Source organism: Peribacillus sp. P4_D6, from assembly GCF_056401795.1.
The window spans coordinates 14219-34593 of the sequence record NZ_JBFUIQ010000025.1 but is presented as its reverse complement, the minus strand read 5'-3'; the positions used below and the strand labels follow the sequence as shown (position 1 = coordinate 34593).

The window sequence follows — 20375 nt, the reverse complement described above, 5'->3', positions numbered from 1 at the left end:
AGATTTAATTATTGAAAAAATCAGAATCTTGTGTATATACTTTAAAAGTAATAACATACTAACCGGTTAGTAAGTTTAAAAGGAGGAATTCAATTTGCACTTTGAACATACTGAAAAGGTGAAAAATCTGGAAAAGAAGTTAACGGAATTCATGGAGAAGCACGTTTACCAAAATGAATCGACATACAAAAAGCAGCTCGAAGCACAGGAAAGTCGCTGGAGTGAAATTCCCCCGGTTTTATCTGAATTGACGGCAAAAGCAAAAGAAGAAGGATTATGGAATTTATTTTTACCTGATAGCGGTTATGGCGCGGGTTTAACAAATCTAGAATATGCCCCGCTTTGCGAGATCATGGGTAGGTCGACTATAGGACCTGAAATCTTCAACTGTAATGCGCCGGACACTGGTAATATGGAAGTGTTGGTGAGATATGGCTCGGATGAACATAAAGAACGCTGGCTGAAGCCTTTGCTTGCTGGGGAAATCCGTTCATGCTTCTCGATGACGGAACCGGAAGTGGCGTCTTCCGATGCGACCAATATCGAATGCAGGATTGAAAGGACGGGTAATGAGTATGTCATCAACGGCCGAAAATGGTGGTCTTCAGGAGCAGGCGATCCCCGATGCAAGATTGCCATCGTCATGGGTAAGACAGATCCTGAGGCGGCCAAGCATGAACAACAGTCAATGATTCTTGTCCCGCTCGATACACCTGGTGTCAAAATCGAAAGAATGCTCCCTGTGTTTGGTTATGATCATGCCCCGCATGGCCATGCCGAAATCACGTTTGAAAATGTAAGGGTCCCGGCAACGAATATTCTATGGGGTGAAGGAAAAGGATTTGCGATTGCCCAAGGAAGGCTCGGACCGGGAAGGATACATCATTGCATGAGGCTGATCGGCGCTGCTGAAAGAGCACTTGAAGAATTATGTAAGCGCATTCAAGAACGTGTCGCTTTTGGTAAAACATTGGCGAGACAAGGTGTAATCATGGAGTGGGTTGCTGATTCACGGATTGAAATCGAACAAGCAAGACTTCTGACCTTAAAAGCTGCCTATATGATGGATACCGTCGGGAACAAGGAAGCGAAGGCGGAGATCGCGATGATAAAAGTGGTGGCGCCAAATATGGCATTGAATGTGCTGGACAGGGCCATCCAAGGCTTTGGAGCTGCCGGGATTTCCGATGATTTCCCTTTTGCTGCTCATTGGGCCAATGCACGGACTTTAAGGCTTGCTGATGGTCCCGATGAAGTTCACCGCTCACAAGTTGCTAAAATGGAACTTCGAAAATACCAACAAAAGCATGAGGTGAAAATATGAAAGTTACCGACTTATTCGATCTAACTGGAAAGACGGCGATCATAACCGGTGGAGGGAGAGGGTTGGGAGCACAAATAGCGACCGGCTTTGCCGAAGCTGGGGCAAATGTCGTACTTTGTTCAAGGAAGAAGGAAGCATGTGACGAAGTTGCCTCGCAAATCGAAAAGCTTGGAGTCAAGGCGCTTTCCTTCAAGTGTGATATCACCAATCCGTCAGATGTCCAGGAAGTCGTTAACGAAACTTACCGTGAATTTGGTGCCATCGACATATTAGTGAACAATAGCGGGGCATCCTGGGGGGCACCAGCCGTCGACATGCCCCTTGAAGCGTGGCAGAAGGTGATGAATGTCAATGTAACCGGAACCTTTATCATGAGCCAGACAACAGGCAGGGTCATGATTGAGCAGGGACATGGGAAAATCATAAACATCGCTTCCGTTGCCGGATTAGGGGGTACCGACCCGAGGGTGCTCGATACGGTCGGATATAATACGAGTAAAGGGGCGGTCATTACTTTAACGAAGGATTTAGCCGTTAAATGGGGTCAGCATAATATCAATGTTAATGCAATCGCACCCGGTTTCTTCCCGACAAAAATGACGAAAGGGGTTCTTGAGCAAGGAAAGAATCCTATCTTGGATTCCACGCCGCTAAAAAGGTTAGGGAGTGATGATGATTTGAAAGGGGCAGCGGTTTTCCTGGCCTCAAAGGCATCTGATTTTGTGACTGGTAATATTTTGATCGTCGATGGGGGTTCACATGCAAAGTAATGAAAGGTAAGTAAATATGGCTGGAGGGTATGAAATGATGAATGAAAAAAAATGGCTTTCCGTTTATCCTGATTCAATTTCAAAGGAAATAAAAGTCCCTGAGTTCCCGATGCAAAGAATCCTTCAAAATGCATGTGAGTCCCATCCAAACAATACAGCTATTACTTTTTATGACCGAAAGATATCTTATCAGGAACTTTTTCATGCGTCGCGAGCCTTTGCTTCAGCCTTGCAAAAAAAAGGTGTTCAAAAAGGTGATCGTGTCGCCATCATGCTGCCTAACTGTCCGCAGTACGTCATAGCTTATTATGGATCATTGACAACAGGAGCCATTATCACCCAAATCAACCCAATGCTGGTTGAAAGGGAGCTGCAGCATATTTTACAGGACTCCGGTGCAGAAACGATCGTTGTATTGGATGGATTATACCCGAAAGTGAAAAGTGTGCAGCAACATTCAAATTTGAAAAATATTATCGTCGTAAGCCTGCAGACTTCGGATGCAGATTTTCAGCCTGATGCGTCTTTTGATCAATTCATGAAGACAGGAGACGGAAAAATCAATCCCGTATCAATCGATCCGGAAAATGATATAGCCGTTCTTCAGTATACAGGAGGAACGACTGGCCGTTCAAAAGGGGCGATGCTGACACACAGCAATATTCTGGCCAATGTCGTTCAAATGTATGAATTCTTCAAGCATGAATTAAAAATAGGTACTGAAAGAACGCTGTCGGTCATCCCGCTTTTTCATGTTTTTGGAATGTCGTCCGCAATGAATTTATCCGTGTATATCGCGGGTGACTCCATCATGCTGCCACGATTTGAAATAGAAGAAGTGCTGGAAACGATTAAGCGTGAACAGCCGACCACTTTTCCTGGTGTACCGACCATGTATGTAGCGTTGACGAATCATCCGAAGGCAGAAGAATATGGAATGGGCTCCATTCAGGTCTGTAACAGCGGAAGTGCACCGATGCCCGTGGAACTGCTGCGTGAGTTCGAACGAAAATCAGGTGCGAAGATATTGGAAGGCTACGGTCTTACGGAAGCTTCGCCAACAACGCATTGTAATCCGGCATTTGCAAAAAGGAAACCTGGGAGCGTCGGGATTGGTGTCCCTTCGACTGAATATAAAGTGATGGACCTGGGAGACGGAACAAAAGAAGTGGGATCTGGCGAATTGGGGGAATTGGTCGTCAAAGGGCCTCAAGTGATGAAAGGTTACTGGAATATGCCAGAGGAAACGGCGGTTACCCTAAGGGATGGTTGGCTTTATACGGGTGATATCGCCAAAGTTGATGAAGATGGATACCTCTATATTGTCGACAGGAAAAAAGATTTGATCATCGCAAGCGGTTATAATATATATCCGCGAGATGTCGAGGAAGTTCTCTATGAACATCCAGCTGTCCAGGAAGCCGTTGTCATCGGAGTTCCAGATGCTTACCGAGGGGAGTCGGTAAAAGCGGTGCTTGTACTTAAAAATAATAAAACGGCCAATGAACGGGAAATCATCGATTACTGCCGTGCAAACCTATCGGCTTATAAAGTTCCGCATTTCGTTGAATTTCGTGAAGAGTTACCGAAAACAAATGTCGGAAAGATTTTAAGGCGGGCTTTAAGAGAAGAACTTTCCAGGAAATAAAAGGGCTTTGATAGCACGAAAGCGTATGATATCAATTCAGCTGAAATTTTAACAGATTGCGAGGATGCATACATGAAAGAAAAAATGACAGAACATAGCATACGCTTATTTGAAAAGAAGGGCTTTAGTGAAACGTCGATTTCTGATATCGTCGAATCGGTCGGGGTGACGAAGGGAACGTTTTATTATTACTTTACGAGCAAAGAGCAGTTGCTAATGGATATTCATCTAGCTTATATCGACGAGTTGCTTAGTGATCAGGAAAGAATCATGTTGGAACCTGGGAAAAGCTGCAAGGATAAACTTTTCGATATGGTCTTGATGCTTTTAAAGAGCATTAAAACCAAAAAATCCAGCGCAACGGTCTTTTTCCGTGAAATGAAGAATCTAAGTGACGATAAGCTTGCACAAATCCTTCCTAAGCGGGATGAGTTCCGTATTAAAATCGAGCAAGTTCTGATTAGTGGCATCGAGAGCGGAGAACTGCGTTCCAATCTCGATGCATCGATCATCTCTTTTGCTATTTTGGGTGTGGCCAATTGGAGCTATCATTGGTTCGACCCAGAAGGTGAAAAAACCGAACAGGAAGTTGCAGCCATTTTTATGGGGATGATTCTGCAGGGAATTGAAGCGTGACCAGGTTACATACTAACCGGTTAGTCGAAGGGAGATAGAAGGCATGGCCAACAAGCAAATTCAATCAATTACCGTTATTGGGGCTGGGCAGATGGGGCATCAAATTGCGATGCTTGCTGCACTAGGAGGTTACGAAACGATTCTTCAGGATGTTCATGAAAACGCGTTGAATGCAGCCAAAGAAAAATTGGACGTCATTTTGACTAAATGGGTTCAAAAAGGGAAATTGTCTGAAGATCGTAAATTGGCTGCTTTTAGCCGTCTTCAATATACCACCGATCTTGAGAAAGCGGCCAGTGGGGCTGATTTGATCATTGAAGCGGTAGTTGAAAAACTTGATGTGAAGCAGGAGGTTTTCGCCAAACTTGAAGAACTGGCCCCAGCAGAAACCATCTTTGCCACGAATAGTTCAACGATTGTCAATAGCCTGATTGCGAGTGTAACGAATCGTCCGGATAAGTTCATTAATATGCATTTCTTTTTCCCGCCACTAGTAATGGATTGTGTTGAGGTTGTAATGAGTGACCAAACATCCGAGGAAACAGCGAAGCTTGCAATGGAAGTCACAGAGAATATGAATAGGACAGGAGTTTTGTTGAGGAAAGAGATATCGGGATTCGTAGCCAACCGAATTTTGGGAGCGTTGCAGCGTGAGGCCTTATATTTGTATGAAGAAGGAATTGTTGACTATAAGGATATCGATTTGATTTGCAGGAAAGCTTTAGGCCATCCCATTGGTCCTTTTGAACTGATGGATCTATCAGGTATTGATGTAGGATATTTTGTCATGCAGCAGCGTTTCAATGAAACTGGAAATCAAGAAGACAAGCCAAATGCTTGTATAGAAGAAAAGGTGAATAAAGGACATTTAGGCAGGAAAACAGGAAAAGGCTGGTATGATTATCCAAACCAAGGAGTGAAGAATTGATGACAAAATTAATTAAAGTGGTTAAGGAAAATAAGCTTGCGGTCATCACCATCGATAATCCTCCATTAAATGTAATCAGTAAACAAGTCTTCAGAGAATTGGGAGAATCATTCGATGAACTATCAAAAGATACTGAAACTGTTGCGGTACTCATAACCGGTGCAGGCAATATCGCATTTGCGGCAGGGGCTGATATAAAAGAATTCCCTAGCATGATGGGGAACCCGAATATGAAAGAAATGGTTAAGGAAAGTCATGCCGTCCTAACTAAAATCGAACAGTTTCCTAAACCTACGATGGCTGTATTAAACGGCCTGACCTTGGGCGGCGGATGCGAACTGGCACTGGCCTGTGATTTGCGAGTAGCTGAAACACAAGTTCAAATCGGACTGCCGGAAGTGAAATTAGGCTTATTCCCTGGAGCTGGCGGTACACAGCGTTTGTCAAGACTTGTAGGAAATGCAAAGGCAAAAGAGATTATATTTACCGGTGATCCGCTTGGTGCCGCGGAAGCGGAAAAGATCGGGCTTGTCAATAAAGTCGTTGAGCAAGGCAGCGGCTTATCGGAAGCGAAAATCTTGGCCTCACGAATGACAAGGCACTCACTTCAGGCACTTTCGAGAATCAAGAAGGCGATTAATGAAGGAAGTGAGGCAACGCTTGAACAAGGTCTAGAGATTGAAACGAATCTTTTTGAAGAAATCTTCCAAACTGAAGATGTTAAAGAAGGGGTTTCCGCTTTCTTGGATAAACGTAAACCTGCTTTCGTACATCGTTAATCAAGGAGGGGTCTTATGCATGAATTGGAAGTCAACGTCCGTTTTTCCGAAACGGATGCTTTGGGCCACATCAATAACACAAGCTATTTCGTATACCTCGAAGAAGCACGCATGAAATTTTTTGAAGCTTTAGGCCTGGCGACAAATGTAGAATCTTGGAATTTTTTGTTAGCCTCCACTAAATGCGACTTTATTGCTCAGGGATATTTCAATCAACTCTTGACCATTCGTACATCTTTGACAAAGGTAGGTACGAAAAGCTGTGATATGGTCCATGATATCCTCTGTTCACAAACTGGGGAAGTGATTGCTAAAGGAAGTGCAGTTTTAGTCTGTTTTAATTTTTTGAAACAAAAAAGTGAACCTATTCCTGAATTTATTAAAGAAAAGCTCATTTCACATCTTGTTCATAATTAGAATGACAAAGTCTAAAGGAGTGGAAGAACATGGTTGACGATACGATTCCTGTTCGGCCCGGTGAGGAATTGAATATTGGTGCATTAGAAGGTTTCCTAAGAAAAAATGTATTGGACCTTCCAAATGAACCGTTGGAATTACAACAATTTTCTATGGGCTATTCCAATTTGACCTATCAGCTGAAAGTTGGTGAGTGGGAGGCTGTTCTCAGAAGGCCGCCGCTTGGCCCTGTTGCTCCAAAGGCACATGATATGAAGCGTGAACATCATATCCTTTCCTCAATCAACCCATATTTCCAAGCAGCTCCCGAGCCTATTCTGTTCTCGGATGATGAATCGGTTGCGGGGGCCCCTTTTTTCCTAATGGAAAGGAAACATGGAATTGTAATAGATACTGAATTTCCGAAGGGAATCGAGCCTACTGTTGAAAAGTGCCGACAGCTTTCATATGTGATGGTGAATCGGCTTGCTGATCTTCACTCGATTCCCTATGAGAAAACGGGTTTGGTCGAAATATCCAAACCTGAAGGGTTCATTGAAAGACAAGTACACGGATGGATTTCCCGCTATGAGAGAGCAAAGACTGATGAAATAAAGGAAATACGTCCGCTTATTAATTATTTTCAACAGAATATCCCGAAGTATAGCCAGACTTCAATAATCCATTATGACTATAAGATCAATAATGCCATGTTCAATCAGGACCTTACAGAGATGGTTGGTTTATTTGATTGGGAAATGTCCACCGTTGGTGATCCGCTAGCCGATCTAGGAGTGGCATTAAGCTACTGGACTGAAAGCGGTGACCCGGAACTTATCAAAATCGGTGTGGGTCAAGCGTCCGTCACGACTTTAACTGGTTTCCTGACTCGAAGGGAGTTTATCGAGACGTATGCAGCAAGAAGTGGCAGGGATGTTACCAACGTCGATTTTTATTTAACCTTTGGTTATTTTAAGTTAGCTGTCATCCTTCAGCAAATCTATTATCGATATAAAAAAGGCCAGACTGATGATCCCCGTTTTTCCAATCTTGGAAAAACGGTGAAAAGCTTACTCACTCATGCTGCAAATGTAGCTGCGAAGGAAGTTTAATAAAATGGAATATATTCAAAACATTCATTTACTACTAAAAAAAGAAGAGATAGATGTGGAAAAGCTTCAAGAAGGGGAGAAAGTTGCGGTCATCCTGGATGTGTTATTAGCGACTACCACGATTATTTCAGCACTTCATGATGGAGCACGCCAGGTGATACCTGTCATGGATCCACTGGATGCCTTGGTGAAAAGCCAGGAATTGGACCATGGCGATTTTGTAGTGGCAGGAGAACTAAAAGCAAAGCCGGTTGATGATTTAATGTATCCAAGTCCAACGCTATTGAGTAAGTTGGTACGCGGCAAAACTTTAATATTGTCCACTACTAATGGAACGGTCGCGTTGAGGAATTCAGCCGCTGCCAAAAGGGTTTATATTGCTTCTTTGTTGAATAATCCGTCTGTTGCGGAAAAAATAAAAAAGTATCATAAAACAGAAACGATCCTCATCGTTTGTTCGGGAAATTCAGGTGAATTCAGTCTGGAAGACTTTTACGGTGCAGGCCATTTAATAGATTGCCTGATTGCTGGATCACAAGGTACGTTCATACTCAACGATGCAGCAAAGGGTGCCAATGCGCTTTATCGCACGAATAGCGAAAATGCCTTTGATATCCTGAAATCATCGTATGTCGGACAGTTGTTTGACAAACATAGTTTGATCGCCGATTTGGAATTGGCGGCGCAAAAAGGTTCGTTGGATCTTGTCCCAGAGTTGGTGGGTGGAAGGATCGAAGCGGAATTGAAAAGGCAGGAATCGTAGTTCAAAAATAAAGATAAGGAGTGAAGGGGATGAGGTTTTCGCAGTCAATAGCGGTGGTGACAGGTGCAGGCTCTGGTATTGGGAAAGCTACGGCGATGCGCTTGTCGGACGAAGGGGCAAAAGTGCTGTTGGTAGGGCGGACGAAAGGAAAGCTGGAGGAAGCAGCTGCAGAAATCAATGCCAGGCACCCGATTCCGGTTGCTGATATTTTCCCTGCAGATGTTACCGTCGAGGAAGAGGTAATGGAGCTGGCCAAGTTTGTGAAGGAAAAATATCGTGACCTTCACATTTTAATCAATAACGCAGGTGGTTCAAAGTCCTCGAAGCTCCTGGATACATCTGCAGCTGATTGGGATATGATTCAACATGTCAATTTGAAAAGTGTCTTTCTAGTTTCCAAGTATTTGGGGAAATTGATGGAAGAAGGAGCTAGTGGCGGAAATGAAGGTTCCAGCAATCGGGCAATCGTGAATGTTGCTTCACTGTCAGGACATCAGGCAGGAGCGTTCATCCCGCATTACAGCTCTGCTAAAGCCGGAGTCATCAGTTTAACGAAATCTTTGGCACTGGAACTCGCTGCTGTCGGCATTCGGGTCAATTCCGTATCACCGGGATTCATTGAAACGCCATTGACGGAGGATGGACTGCAAAATGAAAAATTCGTAAAGTCCATTCAACGGAACACGGCACTGGAAAGAGTGGGGAAAGCGGAGGAAATAAGTAATGTCATTACCTTTGCTGCTTCCCCGGAGGCTTCCTATATGACTGGTACGGATTTATTGGTGGATGGCGGCTGGTTGATCAAATAGAAAAAGGGGATGGGTAAATGTTAAAAGAACACTTATTGAAAGAAGTAATCGATAATGTAATGATCCTGACTTTGAATCGCCCTGAAAGCTTGAATGCATTTAGTCCGGATATGATTGCAAGCTTAACGAAAGCGATTAAGGATGTTAAACAAACACCGCATATAAGGGCAGTCATCATCAAAGGTGCGGGAAGGTCATTCACTGCAGGAGGCGATGTGAAGTCAATGGGGCAGGCCTCTGCAGGTCAATTGTATGATCATGTTGGCAGAATGAATGAATGCATATTGGCTCTGGATGCTTCCGAGGTTCCTGTAATCGCTGCCGTCCATGGATTTGCTGCTGGTGCCGGATTCAATTTGGCACTCGCCTGTGATCTGATCGTGGCTTCCGATGATAGTCAATTTGCCATGAGTTTTTCACAGGTAGGCCTGATCTCTGATGGAGGGGGTTCGTATTTTTTACCTAAATTAGTAGGGCCCCACCTTGCAAAGCAGCTCTTCTTTTCGGCCGAGCCAATTTCTGGGGAACGCTTATATCAGCTAGGTGTCATTAATTATTTATATCCACTCAATCAACTTGAAGAGGAATCATTGAAACTTGCGGTAAAACTGGCAAATGGACCGACAAAAGCATATGGGATGATGAAAAAGCTCGTCAGCCATTCATTTACGGCTACACTTGATGAAATATTGGAACAGGAACGTATTACGCAAACCTTGATGGCTTCCACGGAAGATCATCTGGAGGGGGTAGCGGCATTCAAAGAAAAAAGAAAGCCGGAATTTACAGGAAATTAATAAGGGAGGGATAAAGATGAAAGCTATTCATTTTGAAGAATACGGCGGACCGGAAGTACTGAAATTGACTGAAATGGAAAGACCTGTGCCAACAGGGCATGAAGTTCTGATTGAAATCGATTGTGTAGGCGTCAATTATGCAGATACAGCCAGAAGGGAAGGGCAATATGTAGTTCCTACGCCGCTTCCGTTCATTCCCGGTGCGGAAGTGGCTGGCGTAGTGGTGGAAGTTGGTGGAAAGGTGACCAAAATCAAACCTGGTACAAGGGTCGTCAGCTTAATTGAATCTGGTGGATATTCAGAATATGCCCTTTCTGATGAATTCTCGGCCATTCCGCTTCCTGATGCCATTCAGTTCCATGAAGCTGTTGCCTTGCCCCTCCAAGGTCTGAGCGCCTATCATATTCTTAAGACAATGGGACGCATGCAACAGGGTGAAACGGTATTGGTCCATGCTGCTGCAGGGGGAGTGGGATCGATTGCCGTACAGTTAGCCAAAATCTTCGGGGCTGGAAAAGTGATTGCCACCGCCAGTACAGTGGAAAAGTTGGAACTGGCTAAAGAGATGGGGGCAGATGAACTCATTGATTACACGCAAGAAGGATGGGAAATGAAAGTCCGTGAGGTCACGGGAGGAAAGGGAGTAGACGTCGCGCTGGAAATGGCTGGAGGGGATATTTTCAATAAAACGTTGAAATGTTTGGCTCCCTTTGGACGTCTTGTTGTTTTTGGCAATGCAAGTCGTAAGCCTTATACGATGAACCCGCAGCAATTAATGAGGCGCAATCAATCCGTCGTGGGATTTTTCCTGCCACAGATCATGAAACACCCGGATTTGCTGTTGCCTAGCATTCAAGACCTTTTTGCATACGTTGCGTCTGGGGAGCTTAAGTTAACTATCGGGGGCATCTACCCAATTGAAAAGGCAGCAGCCGTTCATGAGGAAATGAACGCCCGGCAAACGAAAGGGAAGTTGATTTTGCAGGTTAAATGAGAATAAGGGGTGTATGATGCACCCCTTCTAGGATTTCACTTGTTCCTTTGACCCTAAAGAAAGCACGCCTCAATCCGTATCAGTGCTAACATCTTTATCTGGATGCATGAAAGGCGGCTGCGGCGCTATTTTAGACTCTAATAGTTGGCGGTTTTCAGTTGAATTCCAGCCTATATCATTGGTGGGGTGTACCCATTCGTCTCCAGCCATGATTTCTGGGTCTGTATCTTCGCTCCAGTTTTCGAGTGGTGAGTTTTCAGAGGCATATTTACTGTCGCCAATGACGACTCCATAATCATTGACGAATGGAGCCTGTGGTTTTATGCCGGTCCCTTTAAAGCTTGGTGCGTTAATTTGGTGTGGCTGTGTATCGTTGACAATTGGTGAATCCAATTTCTTTTTCATGTAGTGTCTCCCTTTTCGTTTTACGGTTATTTTTCTCGTCTGTCCCTATATTATCCCTGAATAATTTCCGACATTTTTACCCCATTCTAAAAGGTAAACTATATTAAAAAGGGTGGATGAAAATGAAACGGAAAGCCAATGTGGATGGAGCTGTAAAAGCAAGTAAAACGCCAAAAAGAAATCAAGCTGAAAATGAATTTTCCAATGAGTTCGCAATGGAGGAAAATGCAATGAAAGGTGCCAACCGCAATTCAAAGCAAGGCAGAAAAGGAAGAAGTAATGGATAAAGAAAAACGGAACAGCGGGGAAAAGATGGGTGAACATGTACGAACTGAATTTGGAATCGAATTCAGCGGCGATATGAACGCAACTAAAATTTATGAAATTTTGGCAAAAGAAAATAAAAAACGTGAAAGTGATAAGTAAAAAAGGACGGACCCAGCCTTGGGTCCGTCCTTATTATTAAAGCATGATGCTGCCGGATTTTGAAAGAGGGAAAATCGTTGATCCCTTACCACTCGGATCAAAATAGGCAAGCATGAATGAAGGTTTATCGACGATTGTTCCCTCGGCTAAATACGTTTCCAAATCAAAGGGAAGTGCCTCGAGCAACGTGTGTTTGTGTATTTCTTTTTCATTCAGGGCCAAAGCTGTGAAAGAGGAACCAAGCTGTTCAGGCTTATTGAGAATATATTCATATATCTCTTTCCGACCACTTTTATCTAATGAAGCTTCCCACCAAGGTTTACGTGGTTTGTATTTTTGATTCATGAAATAATCCAATTTCATGAGTCCGATAATGTTTTTCAGTTCGGCAGATTCCCGGGAAGCCAAAAACTGCTGTAAACGTCTGAACAAGTCTTCAAGCTGATGGCCGATTCGTGACCACCCTTGTTCATCCCAATAGGTACCGAAATCTTGAAAGAAGTCGAACGGTGATTGAAATACCGTATTGACAAGATATTCCGTAGTATGATCCATTCTATGATCGTTCCAGTATTTTTCAAGTACATCTTCAACTTGTTTAATGCGGACAATGTCATCGAAGGATAAAACATTATTCCCCAATATTTCATAAGGAGCATGTTCGCTGTATATATATTGGTGTTCATCGGCTCGTATCCGTAAGCCGGTTCCACGAAGCATCTTTAAGAAACCAAGCTGCATCTCTTCGGGTCTAAGCTCGAAAACATCATTGAAGGTCTTTCGGAAAGAATGATAATCTTCTTCCGGTAAACCGGCAATAAGGTCTAAATGCTGATCAATTTTCTGACCATCTTTTACCATGGTTACGGTCCTGGTCAGTTTTTCGAAATTCTGTCTTCTCATTACTAGATCATTCGTATGATCATTCGTCGATTGTACCCCTATTTCAAAGCGGAACAGTCCTGCAGGGGCATTGTCGTTCAAGAACTGGATAACTTCCGGACGCATGATGTCCGCCGTGATCTCGAACTGGAAAACCACACCGGGAAGATGCTCATCGATTAAGAATTGAAACATCTCCATGGCATAGCTTCGGCTGATATTGAAGGTTCGGTCAACGAACTTAATGGTCTTTGCACCATTAGCCATAAGGTACCTGATATCTTCTTTAATCTTTTCACGATCAAAATACCTGACACCCACTTCAATCGATGAAAGGCAAAATTGGCAGCTGAACGGGCAACCTCGGCTAGTTTCGATATAGGTGACACGTTTAGATAGGTCGCCGCGGTCTTCCTCCAAACGATATGGAGAAGGGAGGGATTTTAAATCAACCTTGCCGTTCTGAGGCTGGATGATTTTTTTTCCATCCTGTCGGTACGCAATGCCGCCGATCTTCTTATAGTCATTCGAACCTTCAATTTCRGATAAAAGGGCCTTGAAGGTGACTTCACCTTCACCGATTACGATGAAATCAGCCCCGGGAATCTGATCAAGCCATTCCCCAACATCATAGGTGACTTCAGGTCCGCCGAGAATGATGACCAATTCCGGGTTGATTTTTTTAAGCATGGCTACGACTTTCGTTGTTTCCTCGATGTTCCAAATATAGCAGCTGAACCCTATGACATCAGGTTTTTTGGAATGAAGGTCACCAACGATGTTCATAATTGGATCTTTTATCGTATATTCTGCCAGCTGGACATCATAATCAGGCTGGGCGTAAGCTTTTAAATATCGGATGGATAGCGATGTATGGATATATTTTGCGTTAAGAGTACTGATTATTATATTCATGTTAAAGGGCGTAAAAGAAACGCCTGGCTCCTTTCGTGTACATGTCTTTTTAAGCCAACAAGCACTAACGAGTTATTTTACCATAGCGTGCTCCATTTGAAAAATGAGTTATGGTATTGAAGGGGAATCTTTTCTGCTTGAAAGTCGGATAAGAAATCGAATTTGAAAAAACGGATAAAGCAGGAAATGCTTCATCCGTTTTATTTAAAACGCTTGTTTAATATAGTCTTTCGTTTTAGTCATGAATCGTTTTGTTTTGGTCGCCTTCAATTCGATGATCGGCTGTGCCATGGAAGCGATCATTTCACTTGATAATAACACGGTAATCAAGAAAGAGAGTCCGGCGAGCATGATAAAACTCTCTGTATTGCTGAAGTATTCCTGTATGGTGCTTTCGCGGAAGAAACGAATGAAGAAACCATGCAGCAGATACACATAAAGGGTTTGTTTACCCCAATTCGTAAAGAAATATTGTCTGCGTGGGATGAACGAAAGGAAGCTGAACACTGAAATGATGCTCAATCCATAAAATCCCAGGCGTTTAAACATGGACACGATTGTCGCATCTTCAAGTTCGGCATATGGTTTCGAACCGAGCAGCCATTTATAATTAATATCGGTATTTAAATAAAAACCGATAAAAATCACTAACATGACAATAAGTGATGCCAAACGAACTTTGGGAGTGAATAGTTTTTTTAAATGTTCCTTGCTTAAATGGTACCCAATCAAAAACATCGGGAAAAAAACGAATGTCCTGGAGAGACTAAGGTAATTGGAAATATTGTCTATATAACCAATCAATAATGCGATTATTAAAGATAAACCTATGCCTACTGATGGCTTTAGCTTTGAGAAACCAAGCAGCATGATGTTCCAACAGAATAAACTGATCAAGAACCATAGCGACCATTGGGGGTCAAGCAGGTCTACAGTGATGGCGGAACGTTCATATAAGAAATAATAGTAAACGGTATATATCAATTGGAAAATGATGTAGGGTAAAATCAGCTTTTTAGTAATTTTACCTAAATACCCTTTTTGATAAAAACCTTTCGCAAAGAATCCTGAAACAAGGATAAAGGCAGGCATGTGAAAGGAATAAATGGTTTTATATAAAGCATATATCGTTTCACTGTCATGTATATACGTATTCAGCAAATGACCAAAGACGACAAATGCCATGAGAATGAACTTGGCGTTATCGAAGAAAAAATCACGTTGTTTCATTTATTGCCTCCATTTAATAAATTTTAAGGTAGCTAGAAAGCATTGTTATTTCTTATTCCCTAAATACCTTGTACTAAATCATTATTTATTAAATTTATTATAAAAACCTTAAATTAAGCTTAACGCTAAGTTTTACAGCATTCAATATACTATCATTTGATATATAGGTTAATTTTGGATAAAGGTGTTTGTGCTGATTTTCGAAAAATACCGAGGAAAATCAAGATGGATGTCGAATATGGTTGGGTAGGTATGGGTTTCGATGAGGGGGGTTAATATGAATATCGGTTATGAGAATGAAACGGAATATAAACAGGAAATTTTAAAATTGAATAAACAGATCGAAGGGTTTCTGAATATGTTCGATTCAATGTCAGAGCCTTATATCAGGATTGATGAGGAACTGCGTCTCACTTATGCCAATGATGCCGCTTGTGCCCTTCTGGAAACACCTAAAGATCAACTGGAGTCCATGAGGATAACTGATTTTCTCGATGTCATCCCTTTAAATAACCAGGAAGTGTCAAGCACCCTAAAAACCTCGAATGAAAGTGAAAGGCAAATTATCCAGCTACATACCGGAGCCCTTAAGCAAATAGAGTTTATACGAATGGGATCACTTTCCGAAGGACAGCAGTTCTATCGTTTGGGGGATGTGACATTGGATGTTTCTTCGTCAAGGGAAACAGGGATGTCAAGACAGATGTTTTTGGACATTTTCGATACAGCCATAGAAAGCATCGTTCTATTCGACAGTTCAGGAATAATAATGGAAGTGAACCATGCCTTTATCCATGCCTTGGGCATTCCGAAAAAAGAGATTGTCGGTAAGAATATGAGGGACCTCATCTCCCCAGATTATCGGGGATATTGGGATGAGAGCATACAAAGAGCCTTTGATGAGTCGAACTATAAAGGGGAGGTAGAGATAAAGGTCGGGGATGAACTGCATCATTTTACTTTTTCGATAAGTTCAACGGTAGGAAATGAACTATATATGTCTGTGCTTGGAAGAATTACAGAATCAAATATAATAGAAAAAAAGTTAGAGACGAGCGAACGGATTTTTGCGGAATTATTCGACCAGTCCATGGATGCAATCATATTCTGGAATGATGACGGGATCATTTTTCGGGTCAATCATTCAGCATGTAAAATATTCGAATCCAGCAGGGAGGATTTGATTGGCAGTTATATCTGGAAATACGTTTACAGCAACAATCACCATTTTAGTCAGATGATGGAAACTTTTGAAAGAGACACCCAGGTGCGGGGTGAGCTGATTTATAAAATGCCTAATAACCAAATTAAATTGCTAGAATTGACTGCAAAAAAACATGAAGGTGACGGATATAACGTAACGATCTTTCGAAATGTCAGTGAGCGCTGGCTGATTGAGAAGGAATTAAGGGATAGTGAGAAGAAGTTCAGGAAGATTTTTGAGGGAACATTAGACGGCCTGATTTTATGGAATCATGAAGGGTTCACGGATATTAATGAAGCGGGTCAGAAAATATTGGAAATTTCGAAGCGCAAACTGCTTTCTTTATCTGTTAAGGGGTTCATCGAAAAAATTCCTGAAAATGCTCCAGAATTGAACTCTCACATTGAAAATGTTTATAAGCATGAGGTATACTCCTCCATCATTCCGATAACATTCGAAGATGGAAGAGTTAAGCATATTGAATTTTTGACGAGGAAAAATTTATATTCGAATCTGAATTTAAGCATTTTCCGTGATGTGAGTAAAAATCTCGAAATGCAGGAACAAATCCGTAAATCGGATACTTTGAATGTCGTTGGTGAATTGGCGGCAGGTATTGCTCACGAAATCAGGAATCCAATGACAGCTTTAAAAGGTTTTATCCAGTTGCTTGAGGATGGTGTTAAAGGGGAGTTTTCCACATATTTTCATGTGATTACATCCGAAATTAAGCGAATCGAAACCATTATCACGGAATTTTTGGTTCTGGCAAAGCCGCAGGCGCTAAAAGTTTTCAAACAGGACGTTCATACCATATTGAGAGAGACACTGGAATTACTGGCCGCTCAGGCACTGTTGGAAAATATTCAATTCGAGACAAACTTTGAAGAAGATGAATGTAAGGTTTTATGTGAAGCGAACCAGTTAAAGCAAGTGTTCATTAATATCATCAAAAATGCATTGGAAGTCATGCCGGATGGCGGATCTGTTCACATTAAAACAAGCCGATTTTCAGAGAAATACGTTTGCATTTCAATTACTGATAAAGGCATGGGGATTTCAACGGAAATGCTAAAAAAATTGGGTGAACCTTTTTATACGACGAAGGATAGGGGAACAGGACTGGGGCTCATGGTCAGCTATAAAATCATTGAAGAACACAATGGCTATATAGAAGTGGAAAGCGAAGTGGGAAAAGGGACGAGCTTTCATATTTATTTGCCATTCGAGTAATGTAGAAGGGGATGCTCTATACCTTTCTTAAGTTAACGGAAAGCATGGATACTTCATTAGGGATCCTTTATCGGATTCCTTTTTTGTTCCATCATAATTATCCTGGGATTTCAAATGAGGGTTGTAATAATGATAAACATTTTTGCTTCACTTAAGGGGCTGTCCTGCTTTTAAATCATTGAGAAATTATTTGCTCGAATTGAATATGCGAAAACTAATAATAGCATCCAAATAGGGGAATCTTTCAAAGCGATTTTCGGAACTGGCTTCATATGAAATTTTCCTGATCAATATATGATGCTTATGCTTAGGAATTTCCGTCATATCCTGTCTGCTGATGGACCAAGCCATATCGCAATTTAAGAAGTTTTGTCTTTTTTTGCGAATCTATTTACATATAAGGCATATTTTGTAATACTTCTTTATTATAATGTAACTTTAAAAGGGCAGGAGTAGTGAATGTAGTTATGAATTCTAGGTGTGCAACGGAAATTTGTTCTGAGATTCGAATGAAGCGTTGGGAAATGATGGAGTTGGCGAAAATGTATGGACTTGGCCATGAGTATACCCTTCGCCAAAGTGAGCAGCTTGACAAACTTATAAATGAGTATCTGATCCTTCAACATCATTCATCAGTGGAAGTGAGAAATAAGCGAGATGAAATGGTTGTTATTGTACAGCAGCCCTTTAATGAAGACATTTCCTTTTAGAAGGAACTGAATGCCCATGACTTTTTATATTAGCAGGCAAGAGACAATCAACTTTGTGTGATTTCTGGTGAAATGAATCATATCTGAAAACAAATAAAGAAAGACTTATATAAACAAGAATATATCTTTTGAATTTCCTTTGGATTTGGGGTATATATCGAGGGGAGGTCACCAGAAGGTGTCCTTCGTGCATCGGATTGGTTTAGAAGTCTTAATTTTTCTGAATGGAATACACTGATAAATAAAAAGTAAGAGCTGACTCACTTGATGGAGCCAGCCATGGAAGTACCGCAATTATAAAATTTCCAATAATATGACCATGAACAAAAGGCCGATAATGAAGGAATAGGTGGATGTGCGTTCATTACCATCCCCATGGCTTTCGGGAATCAGTTCCTTATAAACAATGAAAAGCATGGCCCCGGCGGCGAAAGCTAGGCCGTATGGAACCAGGAACCCAATGTAAGAGGTTAAATAATAACCCAGTAAGCCTGTAATTATTTCGATGGTGCCGGTTAAGGTTGCAATCAGGAATGCTGTGAGTTTACCGATTTTTTGATTAATTAAAAACAAGGCGACCAGTAAGCCTTCCGGAGCATTTTGCAGGCCGATGGCAAAAGCGATCAAGTTACCTGTATCAGCTGTATCAGAGGCGTAACTGACCCCGACAGAAAGCCCCTCAGGAATATTATGGAGTGTAATGGCAGTGATGATGAGCAAGGCCTTTTCATCGAACTGAATACCACTTTTCGTATGGCTGAGATCGATATGAGGAATGTTTTGCTCCATGACCGTTAATGTCATTACCCCGAGAAAAACCCCAATTACCAGCTGAATATACCCTCCGGTGGCCAGAGACTCCGGGATCAGGCTCAATAACGAAGCAGCCATCATGATTCCAGCGGTAAATGCCAGTAGCGTGTCTCTGAATCGATGTGTGATTGAACCTTGAATGAACAAGATCGGTAACGCACCAAACCCTGTAGACATAGCAGATAGGATGCTTCCTAATAAAACTCCACTCATAAATTTCTCCTTTGTAAGGTACTTATCGTTACTTCTTTGCGGATTTTTGGGTGAAACAATAATTCATTGTATTTAGACATAAAGAATATGTTCCTGGAAAAAACCATTTTGCATCAATCTTCTGCATACCATTTTTTCAATGTTAGATCAGACGGTAGCAATATGCTGATGATTCCCAGTAATGGCAGGAATCCGACTAGTTTAATCATGGATTCAATTCCAATTATATCTGCAATGGCTCCCAATGAAACGGATCCAATGGCACCCATTCCGAAGGCTAAACCTACGGTCAAGCCTGCCATCGTACCGACTTTTCCCGGGACCAATTCCTGTGCGTATATTACCGTGACGGAAAAACTGCTCATTATAATGAATCCCGCTATCAATAATAAGATAAAAGCGGCTGTAGGAGGTACGAATGGTAAAAGTGCGGTTATTGGCATGCTGGCAGCGAAAGAAAAGAAAATGATGTTTTTACGTCCGAATCTATCAGCAAGCGGGCCTCCGAAAAAAGTACCAACAGCACCAGCTGCCAAAAAGGCAAATAGGAAAAATTGTGCGGCTTTTATCGTGAATGAATACTGTTCGATCAAATAAAAACTATAAAAGTTCGTCATGCACGATACATACCAGGAACGGGCAAAGATTATGAATAAAATCAATACCAGGGCTTTGGCCACTTGATGGGACCGCTCTTTATTGATTATTTTTGCAGCAAGCTTTTTAGGCTGGAAGTGAACTAATTTTTGGGCATACCAATTGGCAATATACAGCAATAGGATAACGGCCATTAAGGCAACCAGGGCAAACCAGAGTGCGCCCTTTTGACCAAATGGAACAAGTACGATGGCTGTGATGAGTGGGGCAAGTGCCTGCCCGCTATTCCCGCCGACCTGATAAATGGATTGTGCCAGGCCTCTCTTTGGTCCGCCTGCCATGTAGGCAACCCTGGAGCCTTCCGGATGGAATATGGCCGACCCTAAGCCCATCAGGATGACTGCACCAAGGATAATGGTATAGTTTGGGGCAATTGCGAGAATGATGACCCCGATTAAAGTACTGGTCAACCCAATGGGCAATGCATATGGAAACGGTTTTTTATCCGTATAAAACCCAACTGCCGGTTGCAGGAGCGATGAGACGATATTCAGGCAGAATGCAATCATTCCAAGCTGTGTATATGAAAGCGACATTGATTTTTCGAGGATTGGGAACATGGCCGGTACGACGGCCTGAAGAGAATCATTCATTAAATGGCATATGCCTATGATGATCATGATTTTCAGAGTCATATCTTGTTTTTGCGTTTTTGTTTTAATGGCAGCGATACTTCCCATCTGTATATATCCTTCTTCCTTATTAAGATTTTTACCTATTCCATAAATAGA

General features: G+C 42.1%; 21 protein-coding genes. 16 read left to right on the top strand and 5 right to left on the bottom strand.

Features of this window, described 5'->3' with window-relative positions; all coding sequences use genetic code 11:
• Window positions 1–94 precede the first annotated feature (94 nt).
• The 12 genes from AC1DVB_RS10770 (at window position 95) to AC1DVB_RS10715 (ending at window position 10956) form a co-directional block, all read left to right on the top strand.
• On the top strand, window positions 95–1324 hold the full coding sequence (locus AC1DVB_RS10770; protein WP_477589213.1) for an acyl-CoA dehydrogenase family protein: 1230 nt from the start codon (window positions 95–97) through the stop codon (window positions 1322–1324).
• On the top strand, window positions 1321–2094 hold the full coding sequence (locus AC1DVB_RS10765; RefSeq protein WP_034314189.1) for an SDR family oxidoreductase: 774 nt from the start codon (window positions 1321–1323) through the stop codon (window positions 2092–2094). Before AC1DVB_RS10770 ends, AC1DVB_RS10765 begins: the two co-directional genes overlap by 4 nt.
• Window positions 2095–2131: 37 nt before the next feature.
• Complete coding sequence (locus tag AC1DVB_RS10760) at window positions 2132–3742, top strand: long-chain-fatty-acid--CoA ligase (RefSeq protein ID WP_477589222.1); 1611 nt, start codon at window positions 2132–2134, stop codon at window positions 3740–3742.
• A 72-nt stretch (window positions 3743–3814) separates the two neighbouring features.
• Window positions 3815–4378: a TetR/AcrR family transcriptional regulator gene (locus AC1DVB_RS10755; protein WP_328134762.1), complete on the top strand. Its 564-nt coding sequence runs from the start codon at window positions 3815–3817 to the stop codon at window positions 4376–4378.
• A gap of 43 nt (window positions 4379–4421) precedes the next feature.
• Window positions 4422–5306: a 3-hydroxyacyl-CoA dehydrogenase family protein gene (locus AC1DVB_RS10750; RefSeq protein WP_057278989.1), complete on the top strand. Its 885-nt coding sequence runs from the start codon at window positions 4422–4424 to the stop codon at window positions 5304–5306.
• On the top strand, window positions 5306–6085 hold the full coding sequence (locus tag AC1DVB_RS10745; RefSeq protein WP_057278990.1) for an enoyl-CoA hydratase: 780 nt from the start codon (window positions 5306–5308) through the stop codon (window positions 6083–6085). Before AC1DVB_RS10750 ends, AC1DVB_RS10745 begins: the two co-directional genes overlap by 1 nt.
• Before the next feature lie 15 nt (window positions 6086–6100).
• Window positions 6101–6502 (top strand): acyl-CoA thioesterase, encoded by a 402-nt coding sequence (locus AC1DVB_RS10740; protein WP_053534255.1) that lies wholly within the window; start codon window positions 6101–6103, stop codon window positions 6500–6502.
• Between the two features lie 29 nt (window positions 6503–6531).
• Window positions 6532–7593, top strand: a complete 1062-nt coding sequence (locus tag AC1DVB_RS10735; RefSeq protein ID WP_095679437.1) for a phosphotransferase family protein — start codon at window positions 6532–6534, stop codon at window positions 7591–7593.
• A gap of 4 nt (window positions 7594–7597) precedes the next feature.
• The gene (locus AC1DVB_RS10730) at window positions 7598–8356 is read left to right on the top strand and encodes a 2-phosphosulfolactate phosphatase (RefSeq protein WP_230136899.1); all 759 of its coding nucleotides are present in this window, start codon (window positions 7598–7600) and stop codon (window positions 8354–8356) included.
• A 29-nt stretch (window positions 8357–8385) separates the two neighbouring features.
• Window positions 8386–9165 carry an SDR family NAD(P)-dependent oxidoreductase gene (locus tag AC1DVB_RS10725; RefSeq protein ID WP_057278992.1) on the top strand — a complete coding sequence of 260 codons (780 nt, stop codon included), beginning with the start codon at window positions 8386–8388 and terminating at the stop codon, window positions 9163–9165.
• A 17-nt stretch (window positions 9166–9182) separates the two neighbouring features.
• The gene (locus tag AC1DVB_RS10720; RefSeq protein ID WP_034314172.1) at window positions 9183–9962 is read left to right on the top strand and encodes an enoyl-CoA hydratase/isomerase family protein; all 780 of its coding nucleotides are present in this window, start codon (window positions 9183–9185) and stop codon (window positions 9960–9962) included.
• Between the two features lie 16 nt (window positions 9963–9978).
• The gene (locus AC1DVB_RS10715; RefSeq protein ID WP_057278993.1) at window positions 9979–10956 is read left to right on the top strand and encodes a quinone oxidoreductase family protein; all 978 of its coding nucleotides are present in this window, start codon (window positions 9979–9981) and stop codon (window positions 10954–10956) included.
• Window positions 10957–11025: 69 nt separating this feature from the next.
• Here the strand turns inward: AC1DVB_RS10715 and AC1DVB_RS10710 are convergent, their stop codons facing one another.
• Window positions 11026–11361 (bottom strand): DUF3905 domain-containing protein, encoded by a 336-nt coding sequence (locus tag AC1DVB_RS10710; RefSeq protein WP_034314168.1) that lies wholly within the window; start codon window positions 11359–11361, stop codon window positions 11026–11028.
• Window positions 11362–11483: 122 nt separating this feature from the next.
• On the opposite strand from AC1DVB_RS10710, the gene AC1DVB_RS10705 reads away from it, so the two are divergent.
• Together AC1DVB_RS10705 and AC1DVB_RS10700 are read left to right on the top strand one after the other, a co-directional pair.
• Entirely contained in the window at window positions 11484–11648 is a 165-nt protein-coding gene (locus AC1DVB_RS10705; protein WP_057278994.1) for a hypothetical protein, read from the top strand.
• A complete protein-coding gene (locus AC1DVB_RS10700; protein ID WP_164468810.1) occupies window positions 11641–11787 on the top strand; it encodes a hypothetical protein in 147 nt (48 codons plus the stop codon). Before AC1DVB_RS10705 ends, AC1DVB_RS10700 begins: the two co-directional genes overlap by 8 nt.
• A gap of 36 nt (window positions 11788–11823) precedes the next feature.
• Here the strand turns inward: AC1DVB_RS10700 and AC1DVB_RS10695 are convergent, their stop codons facing one another.
• Window positions 11824–13584, bottom strand: a complete 1761-nt coding sequence (locus AC1DVB_RS10695; protein ID WP_477589208.1) for a B12-binding domain-containing radical SAM protein — start codon at window positions 13582–13584, stop codon at window positions 11824–11826.
• Between the two features lie 204 nt (window positions 13585–13788).
• Entirely contained in the window at window positions 13789–14814 is a 1026-nt protein-coding gene (locus AC1DVB_RS10690) for an acyltransferase family protein (RefSeq protein ID WP_063596374.1), read from the bottom strand.
• Between the two features lie 277 nt (window positions 14815–15091).
• Here AC1DVB_RS10690 and AC1DVB_RS10685 point away from each other — a divergent pair, with 277 nt between their 5' ends.
• Window positions 15092–17251: a PAS domain S-box protein gene (locus AC1DVB_RS10685; protein ID WP_454862144.1), complete on the top strand. Its 2160-nt coding sequence runs from the start codon at window positions 15092–15094 to the stop codon at window positions 17249–17251.
• Window positions 17252–17718: 467 nt separating this feature from the next.
• Complete coding sequence (locus AC1DVB_RS10680) at window positions 17719–17961, top strand: aspartyl-phosphate phosphatase Spo0E family protein (RefSeq protein ID WP_034314155.1); 243 nt, start codon at window positions 17719–17721, stop codon at window positions 17959–17961.
• 294 nt (window positions 17962–18255) lie between these two features.
• On the opposite strand, the gene AC1DVB_RS10675 is transcribed toward AC1DVB_RS10680, so the two are convergent.
• Together AC1DVB_RS10675 and AC1DVB_RS10670 are read right to left on the bottom strand one after the other, a co-directional pair.
• Window positions 18256–18987 carry a ZIP family metal transporter gene (locus tag AC1DVB_RS10675; RefSeq protein WP_057278998.1) on the bottom strand — a complete coding sequence of 244 codons (732 nt, stop codon included), beginning with the start codon at window positions 18985–18987 and terminating at the stop codon, window positions 18256–18258.
• Window positions 18988–19100: 113 nt separating this feature from the next.
• Window positions 19101–20324, bottom strand: coding sequence for an MFS transporter (locus tag AC1DVB_RS10670; RefSeq protein WP_057279045.1), 1224 nt, complete (start codon window positions 20322–20324; stop codon window positions 19101–19103).
• Between the last annotated feature and the right edge of the window lie 51 nt (window positions 20325–20375).

What these genes read in the sequence shown, in the direction of transcription:
- AC1DVB_RS10765 (WP_034314189.1), top strand. Translation starts at nt 1,321, where the DNA reads ATGAAAGTTACCGACTTATTCGATCTAACTGGAAAGACGGCGATCATA.
- AC1DVB_RS10760 (WP_477589222.1), top strand. Translation starts at nt 2,132, where the DNA reads ATGAATGAAAAAAAATGGCTTTCCGTTTATCCTGATTCAATTTCAAAG.
- AC1DVB_RS10755 (WP_328134762.1), top strand. Translation starts at nt 3,815, where the DNA reads ATGAAAGAAAAAATGACAGAACATAGCATACGCTTATTTGAAAAGAAG.
- AC1DVB_RS10750 (WP_057278989.1), top strand. Translation starts at nt 4,422, where the DNA reads ATGGCCAACAAGCAAATTCAATCAATTACCGTTATTGGGGCTGGGCAG.
- AC1DVB_RS10745 (WP_057278990.1), top strand. Translation starts at nt 5,306, where the DNA reads ATGACAAAATTAATTAAAGTGGTTAAGGAAAATAAGCTTGCGGTCATC.
- AC1DVB_RS10740 (WP_053534255.1), top strand. Translation starts at nt 6,101, where the DNA reads ATGCATGAATTGGAAGTCAACGTCCGTTTTTCCGAAACGGATGCTTTG.
- AC1DVB_RS10735 (WP_095679437.1), top strand. Translation starts at nt 6,532, where the DNA reads ATGGTTGACGATACGATTCCTGTTCGGCCCGGTGAGGAATTGAATATT.
- AC1DVB_RS10730 (WP_230136899.1), top strand. Translation starts at nt 7,598, where the DNA reads ATGGAATATATTCAAAACATTCATTTACTACTAAAAAAAGAAGAGATA.
- AC1DVB_RS10725 (WP_057278992.1), top strand. Translation starts at nt 8,386, where the DNA reads ATGAGGTTTTCGCAGTCAATAGCGGTGGTGACAGGTGCAGGCTCTGGT.
- AC1DVB_RS10720 (WP_034314172.1), top strand. Translation starts at nt 9,183, where the DNA reads ATGTTAAAAGAACACTTATTGAAAGAAGTAATCGATAATGTAATGATC.
- AC1DVB_RS10715 (WP_057278993.1), top strand. Translation starts at nt 9,979, where the DNA reads ATGAAAGCTATTCATTTTGAAGAATACGGCGGACCGGAAGTACTGAAA.
- AC1DVB_RS10710 (WP_034314168.1), bottom strand. Translation starts at nt 11,361, where the DNA reads ATGAAAAAGAAATTGGATTCACCAATTGTCAACGATACACAGCCACAC.
- AC1DVB_RS10705 (WP_057278994.1), top strand. Translation starts at nt 11,484, where the DNA reads ATGAAACGGAAAGCCAATGTGGATGGAGCTGTAAAAGCAAGTAAAACG.
- AC1DVB_RS10700 (WP_164468810.1), top strand. Translation starts at nt 11,641, where the DNA reads ATGGATAAAGAAAAACGGAACAGCGGGGAAAAGATGGGTGAACATGTA.
- AC1DVB_RS10690 (WP_063596374.1), bottom strand. Translation starts at nt 14,814, where the DNA reads ATGAAACAACGTGATTTTTTCTTCGATAACGCCAAGTTCATTCTCATG.
- AC1DVB_RS10685 (WP_454862144.1), top strand. Translation starts at nt 15,092, where the DNA reads ATGAATATCGGTTATGAGAATGAAACGGAATATAAACAGGAAATTTTA.
- AC1DVB_RS10680 (WP_034314155.1), top strand. Translation starts at nt 17,719, where the DNA reads ATGAATTCTAGGTGTGCAACGGAAATTTGTTCTGAGATTCGAATGAAG.
- AC1DVB_RS10675 (WP_057278998.1), bottom strand. Translation starts at nt 18,987, where the DNA reads ATGAGTGGAGTTTTATTAGGAAGCATCCTATCTGCTATGTCTACAGGG.
- AC1DVB_RS10670 (WP_057279045.1), bottom strand. Translation starts at nt 20,324, where the DNA reads ATGGGAAGTATCGCTGCCATTAAAACAAAAACGCAAAAACAAGATATG.